Here is a 16,257-nt window from a genome sequence, read left to right on the forward strand (position 1 = left end):
GGGCGAAACGCATGCCGCTCAATCCTGCTGACGACCCGGCAGTGATCGACAACGTTAAGGAGGATTCATCCATGCGTCGGCGCTTTGTCATCGAGGCCGTAATGGTGGCGACTTACGGGCAGCTGCTTGTACCGTCCCGGCCTGTCGACTATATCATCCCTTATTCAACCATCATGGAACTGTACGATATGAAAGAAGGGCCGGAGCCTGTCATGGACGATCCCGATGACGACCGTCACGTCAAGCAGAAAATCGGCGAACTGATCGAATTTTTCGCCGAGCCGCTCAACAAGAAGAAAATCGAGCGCGCCCTGCAGGTGCCCTGGCGGGAAAGCTCGCCGCTCCTCTTGAATGACAACGTCTCATTCATCGTGATCCACGCCATCGACAACGCGCAATACGGCGAGACGTTCGACCCGATCGAGACGGAGCAGATCTTGACGGCCATGAAATACCAGGTGCCGCTGCTGACCGACCAGCTCGAACTGCAGGACCGCATCATCGAAGCGGAAGTGCCCGTGCAGGTTTTTGATATCGAAGATTTTGAATATGCGGTGGAAGTCGGGACGGAGTTGGACTGGGAGACCAGCCGGGATCTGTGACAGCCGGCGCATTGCAGGATCGACCGTCGCCTTGAACCGGAGGAGGTTCAGGGCTTTTTTGCGTTCCGTTTTGTGCGCGCATTGGAAATAATCGGGTGCGTTTTGGGACATGCTAGGTTCGAATATCCCGAAGGAATGGAGCGAACCGGCATGATGACAAAACGCAGATGGCGGCTTCGGCGCAGCCTGAAGCCGGAGGTGCGCGAAGTGTTTGCGCTCACGAGCAGCCTGGATGAAATCCGCGACCGATTCGAAATTGTGAAGATTACGGCGGAATATGAACCGCAAGAAGCGGTGGAGCCGACCGATCCCGTTCCGATCATCGTCGGCCGGCGCCGCGAGCGGAGGCTGGTGGATGCCCGCTGGGGATTGTTCCCGTTCTGGGCGAAAGATTCCGTGCATGCCGACCTGCACGGCGTGCTGGACAAGCCGATATTCGAACGGCTGGTCCGGAAACAGCGATGCATCGTGCCCGGGACGGCGCTGGCCACGCTCAGGGAGGACGGACGGCTGTGCCACATCGTACGGATGATGCCGAAGGAAGGCGGTCTGTTCGGCATGGCGGGACTGTACGAAGAGTTTGTGAACGGAAGCGGCAAACTGCATCGCGCGTTCACCATCGTGACGACAGACAGCCGCGGGGGACATGGAGACGTCCGTTCCCGCATGCCGCTGCTGCTCGGGGATGCGGAGGCGGAAGAATGGCTCAATCCCGACCGGAAAGTGAGCAGCGCATGGCCGGGTTTCTTCGATGTGCCCGATGAAGCGCGCTGGGTCGTCCATACGGACGTCCGGCGGCTCGAACGCACAGTTCAGGCTTGACCCGCTAAACTCGGGTTTACCAACTTACATCCGTTTCAGTCCTGTTGTAAACACGCGTTTTCCGCTATAATGGAAACGATGTCACGAATTTTGAAAATTCAGCGATTGGCGGGCAGCGAAAGGAGAAACGGATGGAAACGGCGATTCTCGGAAGAACGGGTCTCAAGGTGACCAAACTGGGCTACGGCGCCATGGAAATTCGCGGGCGGCGGGTATGGAGCGGCAGAGCGGTGACGGACGAACAGGCGGAAACCATTTTGAACGCGGTGCTGGATGCCGGCATCACGTTCATCGACACGTCCTATGACTACGGGATGAGCGAGGAGTACATCGGGCGGTTTATCAGCAAGCGCCGCAGCGAATACATCCTGGCGACGAAATGCGGCTGCACGCTCGTCAACTGCGGCGATCACGACGAGACGCCGCACGTATGGACGCGCGAGAACCTGTTGCACAACATCGACACCAGCCTGAAGCGGATGCGGACCGACTATGTCGATTTGCTGCAGCTGCACGGCCCGACGCCGCAGCAGGCGGAAGAAGGCGAGCTGGTCGAGACGCTGAAAGAGATCCAGAAAGCCGGCAAGGCGCGGTGGATCGGCATTTCTTCCTACATGCCGAACATCCAGCCGTTCATCGCGTCCGGCGAATTCGACACGTTCCAGATCCCGTACTCGGCGATCGAGCGGGAACACGAGGACATCATCGCCCAGGCGGCGGCGACCGGCGCGGGCATCATCATCCGCGGCGGCGTCGGACAGGGCGAACCCGGGGCGGGACGCGGTCCGGTGAACCGGTGGGCGTATTGGGAGCAGGCGAAGCTGGACGAGCTGCTTGACGAAGGCGAGAGCCGCACCGCATTCATGCTGCGCTTCACGCTCAGCAATCCGCATCTGTCTACGACGATCGTCGGCACGCTGCGTCCGGAGCATCTCCACGAGAACGTGCGCGCGGCCGAGAAGGGACCGCTGCCGGCCGATGTGTATGAGGAAGCGAAGCGGCGCCTGGACGCCGTCGGCATGGGACCGAAGGATACGTACCAGCGCTGATTTTTGATGCCTGATTTGAATTTAGGGGGGAAGCGGCATGTTCTACCGCGCATTGGGAAGAACCGGACTGCAAGTATCCGAAGTCGGATTCGGCGCCTGGGGGATCGGCAATACAGGCTGGGTCGGCGCGGATGATGGAGAATCGATCCGCGCGCTGAACCGGGCGATCGATCTCGGCTGCAATTTCATCGACACCGCGCTCGAGTACGGCGCCGGCCACAGCGAGAAGCTCGTCGGCGAAGTTGTCCGCGGCCGAAACGAGACCGTGTATGTCGCCACGAAAATCCCGCCGAAGAACCGGATATGGCCGGCTCGTCTGGGCACCCCGGTGTCCGAGGCGTTTCCGGCGGATCATGTCATCGCCTGCACGGAGCGGAGCCTGGCCAACCTCGGTCTGGACACGATCGACGTGCAGCAGTTCCATGTCTGGTCGGACGAATGGGTCGGCGAAGGCGACTGGCTGGAAGCGGTGCAGAAGTTGAAAGATCAGGGCAAAATCCGCCATTTCGGCATCTCGATCAACGACCATGAGCCGAACAACGCGCTCAAACTGATCGAGACCGGCGTTGTCGACACCGTGCAAGTCATCTACAACATGTTCGACCAGAGCCCGGAAGATCAGCTGCTGCCGGCCTGCCAGAAGCACAACGTGGGCGTCATCGTCCGCGTCGCCCTCGATGAAGGCGGCCTGACGGGGCGCATAACGCCGGAGACGACGTTCCCGGAAGGCGATTTCCGCGCGTCTTATTTTGCCGGCGACCGCAAGAAGGAAGTGTACGAACGCGTGCAGCGCATCGCATCCGATCTCGGCATCGGCCTCGAAGACATGCCGGAGGCAGCGCTGCGCTATGTGCTGAGCCATCCGGCCGTCTCGACCGTCATTCCGGGCATGCGGACGGTCCGCAACGTCGAGCGGAACATGGCCGTCGGCGACGGCAAGGGGCTGCCGGCGGGCAAGATTGCGAAGGTGAAGCCGCACCGCTGGGTACGCAATTTCTACCGATGAGCGCCGCGGAAGGCCTGAATGGAAGGAGCTGACCGGCATGAAACTGCTGTTCATCGGCGGCACGGGCTTGATCAGCCAGGCGGTGTCCCGGCTTGTCATCTCGCAAGGCCACGAGTTGTATTTGTTCAATCGCGGCAGACGGCAGGATTTTGTCCCGGAAGGGGCGAAAGTCATCGAAGGCGACATCCGGGATGCCGCATCGGCAGCGGAAGCGCTGCGCGGCCACGAATGGGATGCCGTCGTCGACTGGATCGTCTTTACGCCGGATCAAGCCAGGGCGGATATCGAGCTGTTCAGGGACAGGACGAAACAATACGTCTTCATCAGCTCCGCGTCGGCTTACCAGAAGCCGCTCCGGCATTATATCATCACGGAATCGACGCCGCTCGAGAACCCGTATTGGCAGTATTCGCGGGACAAGATCGCCTGCGAGAAGCTGCTGATGGACGAGCACAAGGCCAGCGGGTTCCCGGTGACGATCGTCCGCCCGTCGTACACATACGGCGACACGATGATTCCGGCCGCGATCAACAGCTGGGAGAAGCCGTGGTCGATCGTCGACCGGATGCGGCGCGGCAAGCCGGTCATCGTGCACGGCGACGGCACGTCGCTCTGGACGATGACGCACAACACGGACTTCGCCGTCGGATTCGCCGGCTTGCTCGGCCGGCCGGAAGCGATCGGGGAAGCGTACCACATCACGTCCGACGAAGTGCTGACGTGGAACCAGATCTATGAGGCCATCGGCCGGGCGGCCGGCATCGAGCCGAAGCTCGTCCATATCGCCTCGGATTTCATCATCTCGCATTGGCCGGATATGGAAGGCGGGCTGCTCGGCGACAAGGCGGTGAGCGCCGTATTCGACAATTCGAAGATCCGCGCGCTCGTGCCGGATTTCAAGCCGAAGGTGCCGTTCGCCGAAGGCATCCGGAAGACGATCGCCTGGTTCGAAGCTGCGCCCGAGCGTTGCGCGGTGGACGAAGAGTGGAACGCGCGATGCGACAGGCTGATCGAGGCGCATGAGCGCGCCCGGACTGCGGCCGGCGGATGACGCCGGCCCTCAGGCCGTTTCAGCCATGCTTGTTGCATCGCTCATGCGGCATGACAGGAGGCTCCAGCATGAAAATCGTACTGGCACCCGACTCGTTCAAAGGGTCGGCAGCCGCCGCCCGATTGTGCGACGCGATGGAAAGCGGCATCCGGTCGGTGCTGCCGGACGCCGAAATCGTCAAGCTGCCGCTCGCGGACGGCGGGGAAGGGACGATGGAGAACCTGGTGGCGGCAACCGGCGGAGAGATCCGCTTCGTCCCGACGGTCGATCCGCTCGGAAGACCGATCGAAGGCCGCTACGGCGTGCTCGGCGACGGCAAGACGGCTGTCATCGAGCTGGCGGAGGCGTCGGGACTGACGCGGCTGGCCGCCGGGGAGCGCGATCCTCGCCGCGCCACGACGTACGGCACCGGGCTGCTCATCAAAGCGGCGCTTGATGCCGGCATTCGTTCGTTCATCGTCGGGCTGGGCGGAAGCGCGACGAATGACGGCGGCGCGGGGCTGCTGCAGGCGCTCGGCATGCGGCTGCTGGACGAAGACGGACGCGAGCTGGAACGCGGCGGCGCCGCGCTGGCCCGGCTCGCGGCCATCGTCGGATCGTCCTTCGATCCGCGCATCCGGGAGAGCCGGTTCGTCGCCGCCTGCGACGTCAGGAATCCGCTTGCAGGACCGGCCGGCGCTTCGGCCGTGTTCGGACCGCAGAAAGGCGCCGACGACGCGGCGGTTCGGGAACTGGATGCCGCGTTGGAGCGCTATGCGGCCATCGCCGCGCAATTCACGGGCATCCAGGTGCGTGACATGCCTGGAGCCGGCGCGGCGGGCGGCGCGGGCGCGGCGCTGATCGCTTTCCTGAACGCCGAGATGCGGCCCGGAGCCGAGCTCGTCATGGAAGCTGCCGGATTCGCGGACAAGATCCGCGGCGCTTCGTGGATCATAACCGGCGAAGGCCGGCTGGACAGCCAGACGGCATCGGGTAAATTGATCAGCCGGGTATGCGAGGCGGCGCGGAAGGCAGGCGTTCCGGTCATCGCCCTGTGCGGAAGCGTCGAACCGGACCCCGGGCTGCCGGAACGCCTCGGGCTGACGGCGGCATTCCCGCTGGCGCCCGGCCCGTGCCCGCCGGAAGAAGCGATGGCTTCAGCCGAGCAGTGGGCGGAGGAACGCGCGGCGAGCGTGTTCCGGCTGATCGCCGCTGCATCAAGACATCACAACACGGGATAGGAGACGGTATCGAGATGGCCCTTATTCAATGTCATTTCTTCTCCGAAGTGCTCGGCCTGAGCACGACGATGACGGTGATCCTCCCGCAGCAGACGACAAAGCAGATCGGCATGAAGGGGGAAGCGTCCTCCGGACGCCACAAGACGCTGTATTTGCTGCACGGCCTGAGCGACGACGACTCGATCTGGCTGCGCCGCACCTCGATCGAACGTTATGCGGCGCCTTACGGGCTGGCCGTCGTCATGCCGCAGGTGCACCGCAGTTTCTATACCGACATGCACAGCGGCGGGAAGTACTGGACCTTCCTGACCGAGGAGCTGCCGCAGCTGGCGCGCTCGTTCTTCCCGCTCTCGGACCGGCGCGAGGACAATTTCGTCGCCGGGCTGTCGATGGGCGGTTACGGCGCCTTCAAGTGGGCGCTTCGCAAGCCGGAAATGTTCGCCGCCGCCGCCAGCTTGTCCGGCGCGCTGGACATGGCAAACCATTTGAACCGGCCGTTCGATTCGAGCCTCCGCCCGATGTTCGAGCAGATCTTCGGCCCGGAACTGGAAATCGCCGGCACGGAGCACGATCTGCTCTGGCTGCTGGAGCAGACCGGCCATGCGGACGCGCTGAAGCCGAAGCTGTACCAGTGTTGCGGCACCAGCGATTTCCTGTATCAGGACAATCTGAATTTTACCGAAGCGTGCAAGAAGACGAATTATGACCTGACCGTCGTTTACGACGAAGGGGAGCATGAGTGGGGATATTGGGACAGGCACATCCAGCGGGTGCTCGAATGGCTGCCGCTGGAGCGTGCCTGACCGGTCCGTCACAGGACGCGGCGCGCCGTGACGAAACGCTTCTTCCAGTACGAGGAATTCATGTCCGAGATCGTCACGCCGTGATTCGATGATGCATGGATCATTTTGCCGTCGCCGACGTAGATCGCGACGTGGCTGATCGATTTGCCGTTCGTGCGGAAGAACAGCAGATCGCCCTGGCTGATGTTGCCGCGCTCCACTTTCTCGCCGGCTTTCGCCTGCGCTTTCGACGTGCGCGGCAATTCGACGCCGAGCGCGGCGTACACGTGCTTGGTGAACAGGGAGCAGTCGAAGGCGACGGGCTCGCCATTCTTGATCAGCCCGCCCATCCGGTAAGGGGTGCCGATGTATTCCTTGCCGACCTCGATCAATTGTTTCGATTGTTCGGTCGCGGCGGATGCGGGGTCCGCCAGCGCAGCGCCGGCTGCTCCGTAACCGACAGCCGCCAAAAGCATGACGGCGAGGCTTCTCTTGATGACACCTTGACGCATGAACCTGTTGTCCCTCCTTGTCGATTGGCCGACCGGCCGCTGTTTCTTACTTTACCACAGCACCCGGAAAGCCTTTCGCGGCCATGAAAAAGGCAATTCCCGGTCAAGGAGGGATGGATGCGCATTATGAGATTCGCGTTAGAATTTTCTCATGGTGAAGCGCGAAAAAATTGACAAGCCGCCGCGATCGGCGCGGCAGCTTGTCGATTCCGGTCAAGCCCGGATGAACCGGTACAGCTCATCAACCCGCTCTTCGGTGAGCGGCGGGCTGTTGTCAAAGATTTTGACGGCTCCGTCGGGCAGATCCCAGCGGATGTCGGGCACGAACCTGGCCCGCGCCGCGAACGCTTCCCAATGGTCCAGCTTCCAGCGGTCGCGCTCCGTCCGGCGGGCGATGATTCGTTCCTTCTGCATCTCCATGTTCTCCAGCGTAACGACGATGATCTTCACATCGACCTCGGCGCGCGTCTTCCCGGCGGAACGGAGGACATCCTCGATCCAGTCCGGATTTTTCAGTTCGGATGTAAAAGGGGAGATCATGAAGACGTTCTGGCCGGCTACCAGATTGTCAATGCAGATGTCGCGCGTCGTATCGTACTCGAGGTCGCGAAGATGTCTTTTGTAGTATTCGGAATCGCGGTCATTCGGGTCCAGGCCGTTCTGCACGAGCGCATGCTCGACGAAACGGCCGCCCACCGTATCGCGGTCCAGAAACGCCGCCGGCATCCGTTCAGCCAGCTTGCGGGCGATGGTCGTCTTGCCGGTACCGGCGACACCTACGAAGAAGACGAGTTTCTGCAAGCACAATTCCCTCCGGATGAATTGCAAATGAAGTCGTTATAGCAAGTCCTGACCCAGCATATCAAAACATCAGGGCAGGGTAAAGCATGGAAACGTGTCCGGTTCCATCCTGTTTCCGGCGGGGCGGGAACACGGACATGGAATATATACTGCAAGGAGGAAGGATGACATGAAGTACACCACCCTTGGCAAATCCGGGCTGAAAGTGAGCCGACTCTGTCTCGGGACGATGAATTTCGGACCGACGACGGACGAGAAGGAAGCATTCCGCATCATGGACGCGGCGCTCGATGCCGGCATCAACTTCTTCGATACCGCGAACGTGTACGGCGGTCCCGGAAACCGGGGCGTGACCGAGGAAATCATCGGCCGCTGGTTCGCGCAAGGCGGCGGCAGGCGCGAACGCGTCGTGCTGGCGACGAAGGTGTACCAGAGTATGGAGGAGCCGAACAACCCGAACGACGAGCGCGGGCTGTCGGCCTACAAAATCCGCCGCCATCTCGAGGACTCTCTCCGCCGGCTCCGGACGGACCACATCGAGCTGTACCAAATGCACCACGTCGACCGCAATGTCACATGGGACGAACTGTACGGCGCGTTCGAGACGGCGATCTTGCAGGGCAAGATCGGCTATGTCGGGGCGAGCAACTTCGCGGCCCGCGACCTCGTCAAGGCGCAGTACGAGGCGCAGAAGCGCGGTTTCCTCGGCCTCGTGTCGGAGCAGCACAAATACAGCCTGCTGTGCCGTCTGCCGGAGCTTGAGGTGCTGCCGGCCGCGCAGGAGTACGGCATCGGCGTCATCGCGTGGAGCCCGCTCGACGGCGGCGTGCTCGCCGGCAATTTCAATCCGCCGCAAGGCTCGCGCTCCGCGAACCATATGGACAAGATCGAGAAGCTGCGCCCGCAGCTCGAACGGTTCTCGAAGCTGTGCCGCGAGCTCGGCGAATCCGAAGCGGTGGTGGCGCTTGCCTGGACGCTGGCGCATCCCGCGATGACCGCGCCGATCATCGGGCCGCGGACGGTCGAGCAATTGAACAGCGCGCTGCGCGTCGTCGAGCTGGAGCTGACGGAGGATGTGCTGCGCGAAATCGACGAGATTTTCCCGGGTCCTGGCGGCTCGGCGCCGGAAGCATACGCGTGGTAATTCTGATCCGCTCGCATCCATCAGAAAAGGCATGCCTTGAGGCATGCCTTTCTTGGTGATATGCGGGGTGTTCGGGGGTTACATGCGCACGCTGCTGGACGGCCCTTCGTCGCGGCGGGCGCGCGCTTGCTCCAGCTCCTTGTCCCAGTTCAGATGGCGGTATTCGGCGGCAGCCGGGTCGCTTTCGAACCAGCGCATGAAATCTTCCCACATTTCGAACGACCATTCGGAGTCGATCTGCGCGGTCGTGTACACCTTCTCGCGCAGCCGGACGAAGCCGAAAATGTCGCGCACCTGCGATTTCTCGGCGCGGACGACCGTCTCCTCGGCCAGGTGCGGCGGCACGAAGATGACGCCGGCCGGCGTGCCGACGACGACGTCGCCCGGCATGCAGATCGCCTTGCCGATCCGCGTCGGCACGTTCATGCCGACCATCGTGACATCGCCGATCGGAGTCGGGTCGATGCCGCGGTAGTAGACATTGATGCCCTCGATGTTGACGACCTGCTGCAGGTCGCGGATGCCGCCCCAGATGACCGCGCCGCCGCGTTTTGTCCGCGTCGCGATGGCGGTGCCGAGGTTGCCGCCGATGTAGGTGCCCTGGAACACTTTGTCGAACATGTCGACGACGACGACGTCGTCCTCGACAAGCTGGTCGATGACCCATTGATTGAAGAAGCCGCGCCGGCCTTCCTGCTCGTGGCCGTAATTCAGCAGCGTCTCATGCAGGTCGGGACGCAGCGGCACCATGACGGCCGTCACCGCGCGGCCGACCATGATCTTGTCCGGGTGGACGATTTTGAAGTCGCCTTCGAACTGGAATTTGTAGCCGTTCATCCAGAGCGGCGCCCAGGCTTCCTCAAGCGTAATTTTGCGCATCCGCTCGAGGATGTTGTCCGGCACTTTCGGGCGGCCGTTCGGGAAACGCTCGCCTTTCCACAGCGGGGTAAGCTGAATGATGTCTTCGGGATTGTCGAATTTCATGTCGGTTGGCACCTCTCCGTATTCGTAGTCGGTACAGCCGTTGAACCATGCCGCCGCAGCGGCGACTAAGCTTAATAGGGAAGGGGCCGCTCCCGGATTCCGTTACGGCCCCTTTCAGGCGGTCAGCTCCAGAGCCGGTCGTTGCCGACATAATGGTTCCATTCGTCGGTCGGTTCCCACAGGCCCGGCACTTCCGGATGCAGATGCTGGGCGATGACTTCGTCGTTCAGCTCTTCGATGCCGAGGCCCGGCGCATCCGGTACATGGATGAAACCGTTCTGCACGAGCGGCTTCGGCAGCTTCGGCGCGATGATGATGTCGTCCCACCAAGGCACGTCGACCGAGTGGAACTCCAGCGCCAGGAAGTTCTCCGTGGCGGCGGCGACATGCACGGCCGCGAGGCAGGCGATCGGGCTTTCCGCCATGTGGATCGCCATGGCAACGCCGTAGTCCTGCGCCATGTCGCCGATCTTCTTCGTCTCGAGAATGCCGCCCGTCGTCAGGACGTCCGGGTGGATGATCGAGACGGCGCCGGATTCGAGCAGCGGCTTGAAGTTTTCCTTCAGATAAATGTCTTCGCCCGTGCAGAGCGGGGTGGAGACGGCGGACGCCAGACGCTTCCATTGATTCGTGTACTGCCACGGAATCATGTCTTCCATCCAGGCCAGGTTGTACTTGTCGATCCGCCGGCCGAGCTTGATGCAGTCCTCGACGCCGATATGGCCGAAGTGGTCGATTGCGAGCGGGACTTCATAGCCGATCTCGGCCCGCACTTCCGCCACGTACTGCTCGAGCATGTCGAGTCCTTTCTCGGTCACATGGATGCCCGTGAACGGATGGGCGATATTGTTGTATTCGTATTGACGGTTTTTCAGCCTGCGCAGCTCTTCGACCGAAACGTTCGGGTTGCGGCGCGCTTGCCAATATTCGCGGTTCGCGGCGCGCCATTCCTCGAGGAATCCGAGCGGCGCGCTCAGCGTGCCCGGCTCATCGATGATCTGGCCGATGCCAAGGTCCATCTTGAGGAAGGTGAACCCTTTCTCCATCCGCTTCTTGAGCGCTTTGCCCATGGCGGTGCCGGTGTCTTTGCCTTCAACGTCGGTGTCGCAGTACATCCGGATCTTATCGCGGAACTTGCCGCCGAGCATCTGGTAGATCGGGATGCCGTACGCTTTGCCGGCGAGGTCCCACAGCGCGATCTCGATGCCGCTGACGCCGCCGCCCTGGCGCGCATGGCCGCCGAACTGCTTGATGCGGCGGAACAGCTTGTCGATGTTGCACGGATTTTCGCCGAGCAGGCGGGGTTTGAGCATTTGGGCGTACACTTTGTCCGCGCCGTCGCGCACTTCCCCGAAGCCGACGAGGCCCTGGTTCGTGTACACTTTGATCAGGCTGCAATGCATCGGCGCGCCGACGATGTCCGCGAACCGGATGTCCGTAATGCGCAGTTCCGACGGGCTGGAGAATGTGTTGACGTGGGCAAGTGTGCTTTCGTAGGTTTCTTTCTTATTGGCCATAAATCCGTTGCTCCTTCTCGTCTGGAAAATGGATTGCGGCGAATCAGACGGTCATTCGGCCGTCCGTTTCATTTTGCCGTCAAGATAATGCATCAGAAATCCGCCATCCACACGGATGTCCGCACCGTTGATGTAACGGGAATCGTCAGAGGCGAGGAATAGAACCGTTTCGGCCAGATCGTCGTGGGTGCCGAGCACCGCGTTCGGCACTTTGTAGCGGTAATGCTCGTACAGCAGCGACAGATCGCTCCGGAAACGTTCGTCATCGCCTTCCACGGGGCCGAACTCGATCGAATTGACCGAGACGCCGCTTCGGCCGAGCCGCAGCGCGGCTTCGCGCGTCAACATCTTCACGGCGCCTTTCGAGGCGCTGTACGGAAACGACGATCCGGTCGGCTTCTCGGCATGGATCGAGCTGACGAAGACGATCTTGCCGCGGCGCCGTCCGGCCATTCGTCCGCCGACAGCCTGGGTGCAGATGAAGGCTGATTTGGCGTTGTAATGGATCAGACGCCGGAACCAGTCTTCGCTGCCGTGTTCAATCGTTCCCGGTTCGGTCAGATCGTTGTTGTGAACCAGGATGTCCACTTCGCCGATCTCGCGCGACGCGGTCTCGAGCATGCGATCCACGTCGTCTCTGCTGCACAGGTCGAGGTTCACGACCATGACCTTGCAGCCGGATGCGCGGATGCGGTCCAGCTCTTCCCGGATCGCGGCGCCGTTCGATGCGCTGTTCAGGATGAACGAAGCGCCTTCGGCGGCCAGCCGGCGAAAGATGGCCCTTCCCGCGGAACTGTCGGCTTCGGTCAGGAAGACGTTCTTCTCTCTCAGTCTCATGTATCCCCACCTTCCGTGCGAATGGGCTGCGATAGCGGTTACACCACCAATGTTACATAACCGGTTATAAGCGTCAAGGAGACAATCTTGACCATGAAGTGGACGTATTTGATCTTTTCTGTATGAGCGACAAGAAATCTGAGAAATATGCAACAAATCGTGCTGCGATTCGCGCCATTCCTTTAATTTTCCGCGGGTCACAGCCATTATTCCCTTCGCGGAACGGGACCATTCTTCGCAGGAGGCAGCTTTGCGAACTGGAGTCCATTGAGGCGGCCGAAGGGGGGAGGGCGGGGACGATGAGTTGCATAAGGGAAGCGGTCATGACAAAATCGTAAGCATATAAGACAAGATCGCCGCTAGCCTGACAGTCGGAAAAACGTTAAGATGATATCGGTTGCAATCCAGCAGGAACAAGGAGTGTCGGACATGTCCAAAATCAAGGTCGCAGTCATCGGCTGCGGATCGATTGCCAAACATCGTCACATCCCCGAATACGCCGCGAACGAGAACGTCGAGCTCGTGGCCTTCTGTGACATCGTCATTGAACGGGCCCAGGAATACGCGCAGAAATACGGCGCGCGGGCTTACGCGGATTACAAGGAGCTGCTTGCGGCCGAGAAGCCGGACGCGGTCAGCATCTGCCTGCCCAACCATTTGCACGCGCCCGCGTCGATCGCTGCGGCTGAAGCCGGCGCTCACGTGCTCGTCGAAAAGCCGATGGCGGGCAGCAAAGAAGAAGGCGAGGCGATGATCGAAGCCGCGCGCAAGAACAACGTCTTCCTGATGGTCGCCCACAACCAGCGTCTGATGCCGCCGCATGTCAAGGCGAAGGAAATTCTCGAATCCGGCGTCCTCGGCAAGGTGCTGACATTCCGCACGTCCTTCGGCCATCCGGGTCCGGAAGGTTGGAGTGTCGACGGCCGCAACAGCTGGTTTTTCGACAAGCCGCAGGCGATCATGGGCGCCATGGGCGACCTCGGCGTGCACAAGTCGGACCTGATCCGGCATCTGCTCGGCGACGAAGTGGCCGAGGTGTCGGCGTTCATTTCGACGCTGCACAAAGAAGGCACCGAGGTGGACGACAACGCGACGTGCATCCTGCGCATGAAGAGCGGCGCCATCGGCACGCTCGTCGCAAGCTGGACGTATTATCGCGGCGAAGACAACAGCACGGTGCTCTGGTGCGAGAACGGCGTCATGAAGATCGGCACCGACCCGGTTGACCAGGTGATCGTCGAACTGCGGGACGGCACGACGCAGCGCTACAACGTCGGCGAAATCGCGACGAACGAGAAGCAGACGACGAGCGGCATCATCGACGAGTTCGTGAACTGCCTCGTCACGAACACGCCGCCGCGCATTTCCGGCGAAGAAGGGCTGAAGTCGCTGAACGTCATCCTCGCGGCGTTCGAGTCGCAGGCGACCGGCCGCACGGTCAAGCTGTAATCCAAGCGGCTATTTAAAAGGAAGCAAAAGGAAAAGCCAGGCGGCCGGTTGTGCCGGAGCCTGGCTTTCGTTATGGCATGTCAGACGATGATTTCGACCGCGCTTCGGTGGGCGTGAATGTCGAACGGCGCAGCGCCGACTTCTTCGCCGTCGGCATGGACGGAGAGCGGCGACGACGATTCGAGCCGGATGCGCCGGCCGCGGAAGAACGAGACGCCGGCGATGGATGTATGGCTTCCCGAGTATACGCGGGGAAAAGCCGTGATCAGTTTCATCCGGGTGATGCCCTGCACGACGCAGACATCGAGCAGGCCGTCATCGGGCGAAGCATCCGGGTTGATCCGCATGCCGCCGCCGTAGGACGGAATGTTCGATACGGATGCAAGCCAGACGGCTGTCAAAGGATGCCGCTTGCCGTCCACCTCAAGCACCACATCGACAGGCCGATAGGCGGCGAGTACCCGGACGAGCAGCAACACGTAGGCGAGACGGCCGAGCCGAACCCGGCCGAGCAGCCGCTTGAGCGTGGAACGGTTGACGGCGGCAGCCACCGCCGCGTCGAGTCCCGCGCCGTATGAGCTGAGCGCCACTCCGCCGCCCTGGGACCGAATGATATCAATGCGACGGCTTCGGCCTTCGCGCAGCGCATCCAGCAGGTTGGACAGCGCTTTCATGGGATTTAACGGAATGCCGTGGCCGCGCGCAAAATCGTTGCCGGAGCCGGCCGGAATGAACGAGAGCGCCGGCAGGCGGGCGGCCTCAGCATCGGGACAGGCCTTGAGCAGACCGAGCGAGGCTTCCCGCAGCGTCCCGTCGCCGCCGACCACGACGACGATGTCGCGAAACGGCCGATCGTCCCGAACCGCGACGCTGTTTTCCGCCAACTGCCGGCAGATTTCGGCGGTTTCCCCGGGCAATGCCGTCAGATGGACGGCATGCCGGACGCCGCTTCGTTCCAGCAGCGGCCGGATCCGCCTCCAGACGCGCAGCGATTTCCCGTTGCCGGCGGCGGGATTAATGATGAAGTGGAGCATGGTGGTCATCGCGTTCATCCATTTCATGAACTTAATGTTTTATGGGGTTAATCTTCAACATCATGAATTGAAATTCCTGCCGCCGCCGACGGCATTCCGTTCCGCGCTCAGGCCTTCGCGGCCAGTCCGAACGCTTCCGCGATGAGACGGAAGGAGGCGAGGCGCTTGGCGAAATCATGGATCGGGCTGACAATCAGCAGTTCGTCCGCCGCATACTCCTCCGCGAGCCGTTCCAGCGCCTCGCGTACCTGCCCGGGCGTTCCGATGATGCGCCGGCTTCTGGCGCGGCGAATCAGCTCCAGGTCGAACTCGGTGTACGGATAATTCCGAGCCGTTTCGACGGTGGGCAGATAAGGCAGTTCGAACCCCCGCTCGATGCCGAGGAAGTAAAGGTCGGTGCTGAGCGCCAGGTCATTCGCTTCTTCCTCCGTCTCGGCGCAGATCGCGAGCACCGCCGCCAGCGCCCTCGGTTCGGAACCGAGCCGCTGCGGCCGGAAATGTTCTTTGTACCAGCGGATCGCCTCCGCGCCGCCCGGCGTGCCGAAAAACTGGGCGAACCCGTACGCGGTGCCGAGCTGCGCGGCGATGCGCGCGCTCTCGTCGCTGGAGCCCAGCAGCCAAATCTCGGGATGCGTGTCGACCGACGGGGAGGCGAAGAGGCCGGGAAAGCGGTGATCCTCCGTCGTCTCCTGGAAATAGTCGATCAGGTCGAGCACCTGCTGCGGATACTGGTCGTAATGATACGTCTTGCCCTCATGGAGCGCGCGCGTGGACAGCGGCCGTCCGCCGGGCGCGCGGCCCAGGCCGAGGTCGATCCGGCCCGGATGGAGCGCTTCGAGCAGGCGAAAGTTTTCCGCCACTTTATAGGCGCTGTAATGGGGCAGCATGACGCCTCCCGAGCCGACCCGGATCGAGCGCGTGGCCGCCGCCACATGCGCAATCATGATTTCCGGGCTGGAATGGGCCAGCGACCGGCTGCCGTGATGTTCCGACATCCAGAACCTGCTGTAGCCCATCCGTTCCGCTTCGATGGCGAGCCTCGTCGTCTCCCTTAGCGCTTCCGCCGACGTCTTGCCTTCGCCGACCTGCGACTGATCCAGTATGCCGAGTTTGATCATCTTTCATCGCTCCGTTCCGTAATGCGGTTTCCAATGCCTGCTTCCGGTCTACTTGCCGGAGGGACGCGTCGCCTGCTCGAGCGATTCCAGCAGCCGGAACGCTTCTTCGTTCGTCCGGCCGCAATGCTCTTCGGAAGGCGCGAAGGCGCGGCACACCTCCGGCCGATCGGGATGCCCGAACAGCGCGCAGCGCCGGTCGGGGGTCAGGTGAATGCAGGGAACGCCGGCCGGCTTGCCGTGCGGCATTCCGGGAATCGGCGACGAGATGGAGATGACGATGCAGCAAGCTGCGCAGCCGACGCGGCATTCCATGCGGGCACCTCCGGGAT

The 16,257-nt window shown here is 62.0% G+C and carries 17 protein-coding genes; 9 read left to right on the forward strand and 8 right to left on the reverse strand.

Annotation, left to right across the window (positions count from 1 at the left end; all coding sequences use genetic code 11):
• Positions 1-71: 71 nt before the first annotated feature.
• The 7 genes from KJQ12_RS03035 to KJQ12_RS03065 all read left to right on the forward strand — a co-directional run bounded on the left by KJQ12_RS03035 (position 72) and on the right by KJQ12_RS03065 (position 6,553).
• Positions 72-602: a hypothetical protein gene (locus KJQ12_RS03035; RefSeq protein ID WP_015254581.1), complete on the forward strand. Its 531-nt coding sequence runs from the start codon at positions 72-74 to the stop codon at positions 600-602.
• Positions 603-752: 150 nt separating this feature from the next.
• Positions 753-1,424 carry an SOS response-associated peptidase family protein gene (locus KJQ12_RS03040; RefSeq protein ID WP_213483430.1) on the forward strand — a complete coding sequence of 224 codons (672 nt, stop codon included), beginning with the start codon at positions 753-755 and terminating at the stop codon, positions 1,422-1,424.
• Positions 1,425-1,555: 131 nt separating this feature from the next.
• Entirely contained in the window at positions 1,556-2,473 is a 918-nt protein-coding gene (locus KJQ12_RS03045; RefSeq protein ID WP_015254579.1) for an aldo/keto reductase, read from the forward strand.
• A 37-nt stretch (positions 2,474-2,510) separates the two neighbouring features.
• Positions 2,511-3,479 (forward strand): aldo/keto reductase, encoded by a 969-nt coding sequence (locus KJQ12_RS03050; RefSeq protein ID WP_213483431.1) that lies wholly within the window; start codon positions 2,511-2,513, stop codon positions 3,477-3,479.
• Between the two features lie 37 nt (positions 3,480-3,516).
• Positions 3,517-4,530, forward strand: coding sequence for an SDR family oxidoreductase (locus tag KJQ12_RS03055; protein ID WP_213483432.1), 1,014 nt, complete (start codon positions 3,517-3,519; stop codon positions 4,528-4,530).
• A 68-nt stretch (positions 4,531-4,598) separates the two neighbouring features.
• Entirely contained in the window at positions 4,599-5,750 is a 1,152-nt protein-coding gene (locus KJQ12_RS03060) for a glycerate kinase (protein ID WP_213483433.1), read from the forward strand.
• Between the two features lie 14 nt (positions 5,751-5,764).
• Entirely contained in the window at positions 5,765-6,553 is a 789-nt protein-coding gene (locus KJQ12_RS03065) for an alpha/beta hydrolase (RefSeq protein WP_213483434.1), read from the forward strand.
• Between the two features lie 8 nt (positions 6,554-6,561).
• On the opposite strand, the gene KJQ12_RS03070 is transcribed toward KJQ12_RS03065, so the two are convergent.
• Together KJQ12_RS03070 and KJQ12_RS03075 are read right to left on the reverse strand one after the other, a co-directional pair.
• Positions 6,562-7,044 (reverse strand): C40 family peptidase, encoded by a 483-nt coding sequence (locus KJQ12_RS03070; RefSeq protein ID WP_213483435.1) that lies wholly within the window; start codon positions 7,042-7,044, stop codon positions 6,562-6,564.
• Positions 7,045-7,257: 213 nt separating this feature from the next.
• Positions 7,258-7,845, reverse strand: a complete 588-nt coding sequence (locus KJQ12_RS03075; protein ID WP_213483436.1) for a P-loop nucleotide/nucleoside kinase family protein — start codon at positions 7,843-7,845, stop codon at positions 7,258-7,260.
• Positions 7,846-8,014: 169 nt separating this feature from the next.
• On the opposite strand from KJQ12_RS03075, the gene KJQ12_RS03080 reads away from it, so the two are divergent.
• A complete protein-coding gene (locus KJQ12_RS03080; RefSeq protein ID WP_015254573.1) occupies positions 8,015-8,989 on the forward strand; it encodes an aldo/keto reductase in 975 nt (324 codons plus the stop codon).
• Positions 8,990-9,067: 78 nt separating this feature from the next.
• Here KJQ12_RS03080 and KJQ12_RS03085 read toward each other — a convergent pair whose 3' ends face one another.
• The 3 genes from KJQ12_RS03085 to KJQ12_RS03095 all read right to left on the reverse strand — a co-directional run bounded on the left by KJQ12_RS03085 (position 9,068) and on the right by KJQ12_RS03095 (position 12,327).
• Complete coding sequence (locus KJQ12_RS03085; RefSeq protein WP_015254572.1) at positions 9,068-9,973, reverse strand: RraA family protein; 906 nt, start codon at positions 9,971-9,973, stop codon at positions 9,068-9,070.
• Positions 9,974-10,095: 122 nt separating this feature from the next.
• Positions 10,096-11,490 carry a mandelate racemase/muconate lactonizing enzyme family protein gene (locus KJQ12_RS03090; protein ID WP_213483437.1) on the reverse strand — a complete coding sequence of 465 codons (1,395 nt, stop codon included), beginning with the start codon at positions 11,488-11,490 and terminating at the stop codon, positions 10,096-10,098.
• Positions 11,491-11,541: 51 nt separating this feature from the next.
• The gene (locus tag KJQ12_RS03095) at positions 11,542-12,327 is read right to left on the reverse strand and encodes an SDR family NAD(P)-dependent oxidoreductase (protein WP_213483438.1); all 786 of its coding nucleotides are present in this window, start codon (positions 12,325-12,327) and stop codon (positions 11,542-11,544) included.
• Positions 12,328-12,756: 429 nt separating this feature from the next.
• On the opposite strand from KJQ12_RS03095, the gene KJQ12_RS03100 reads away from it, so the two are divergent.
• Positions 12,757-13,776, forward strand: coding sequence for a Gfo/Idh/MocA family protein (locus KJQ12_RS03100; RefSeq protein WP_015254569.1), 1,020 nt, complete (start codon positions 12,757-12,759; stop codon positions 13,774-13,776).
• Positions 13,777-13,856: 80 nt separating this feature from the next.
• Here the strand turns inward: KJQ12_RS03100 and KJQ12_RS03105 are convergent, their stop codons facing one another.
• From KJQ12_RS03105 to KJQ12_RS03115, 3 genes are all read right to left on the reverse strand, one after another.
• Positions 13,857-14,819 (reverse strand): diacylglycerol/lipid kinase family protein, encoded by a 963-nt coding sequence (locus tag KJQ12_RS03105; RefSeq protein ID WP_213483439.1) that lies wholly within the window; start codon positions 14,817-14,819, stop codon positions 13,857-13,859.
• 98 nt (positions 14,820-14,917) lie between these two features.
• Positions 14,918-15,928, reverse strand: coding sequence for an LLM class flavin-dependent oxidoreductase (locus tag KJQ12_RS03110; RefSeq protein ID WP_213483440.1), 1,011 nt, complete (start codon positions 15,926-15,928; stop codon positions 14,918-14,920).
• Positions 15,929-15,976: 48 nt separating this feature from the next.
• Positions 15,977-16,240 (reverse strand): YkgJ family cysteine cluster protein, encoded by a 264-nt coding sequence (locus tag KJQ12_RS03115; RefSeq protein ID WP_213483441.1) that lies wholly within the window; start codon positions 16,238-16,240, stop codon positions 15,977-15,979.
• Positions 16,241-16,257: the final 17 nt, after the last annotated feature.

It is taken from the genome of Thermobacillus xylanilyticus (assembly GCF_907165215.1).
GTDB lineage: Bacteria > Bacillota > Bacilli > Paenibacillales > Paenibacillaceae > Thermobacillus > Thermobacillus xylanilyticus.

Bases quoted from the DNA above. Each gene is read 5' to 3' on its own strand.
- KJQ12_RS03055 (WP_213483432.1), top strand. From the start codon at position 3,517: ATGAAACTGCTGTTCATCGGCGGCACGGGCTTGATCAGCCAGGCGGTG.
- KJQ12_RS03065 (WP_213483434.1), top strand. From the start codon at position 5,765: ATGGCCCTTATTCAATGTCATTTCTTCTCCGAAGTGCTCGGCCTGAGC.
- KJQ12_RS03045 (WP_015254579.1), top strand. From the start codon at position 1,556: ATGGAAACGGCGATTCTCGGAAGAACGGGTCTCAAGGTGACCAAACTG.
- KJQ12_RS03040 (WP_213483430.1), top strand. From the start codon at position 753: ATGATGACAAAACGCAGATGGCGGCTTCGGCGCAGCCTGAAGCCGGAG.
- KJQ12_RS03050 (WP_213483431.1), top strand. From the start codon at position 2,511: ATGTTCTACCGCGCATTGGGAAGAACCGGACTGCAAGTATCCGAAGTC.
- KJQ12_RS03095 (WP_213483438.1), bottom strand. From the start codon at position 12,327: ATGAGACTGAGAGAGAAGAACGTCTTCCTGACCGAAGCCGACAGTTCC.
- KJQ12_RS03100 (WP_015254569.1), top strand. From the start codon at position 12,757: ATGTCCAAAATCAAGGTCGCAGTCATCGGCTGCGGATCGATTGCCAAA.
- KJQ12_RS03035 (WP_015254581.1), top strand. From the start codon at position 72: ATGCGTCGGCGCTTTGTCATCGAGGCCGTAATGGTGGCGACTTACGGG.
- KJQ12_RS03115 (WP_213483441.1), bottom strand. From the start codon at position 16,240: ATGGAATGCCGCGTCGGCTGCGCAGCTTGCTGCATCGTCATCTCCATC.
- KJQ12_RS03090 (WP_213483437.1), bottom strand. From the start codon at position 11,490: ATGGCCAATAAGAAAGAAACCTACGAAAGCACACTTGCCCACGTCAAC.
- KJQ12_RS03080 (WP_015254573.1), top strand. From the start codon at position 8,015: ATGAAGTACACCACCCTTGGCAAATCCGGGCTGAAAGTGAGCCGACTC.
- KJQ12_RS03110 (WP_213483440.1), bottom strand. From the start codon at position 15,928: ATGATCAAACTCGGCATACTGGATCAGTCGCAGGTCGGCGAAGGCAAG.
- KJQ12_RS03060 (WP_213483433.1), top strand. From the start codon at position 4,599: ATGAAAATCGTACTGGCACCCGACTCGTTCAAAGGGTCGGCAGCCGCC.
- KJQ12_RS03085 (WP_015254572.1), bottom strand. From the start codon at position 9,973: ATGAAATTCGACAATCCCGAAGACATCATTCAGCTTACCCCGCTGTGG.
- KJQ12_RS03070 (WP_213483435.1), bottom strand. From the start codon at position 7,044: ATGCGTCAAGGTGTCATCAAGAGAAGCCTCGCCGTCATGCTTTTGGCG.
- KJQ12_RS03105 (WP_213483439.1), bottom strand. From the start codon at position 14,819: ATGACCACCATGCTCCACTTCATCATTAATCCCGCCGCCGGCAACGGG.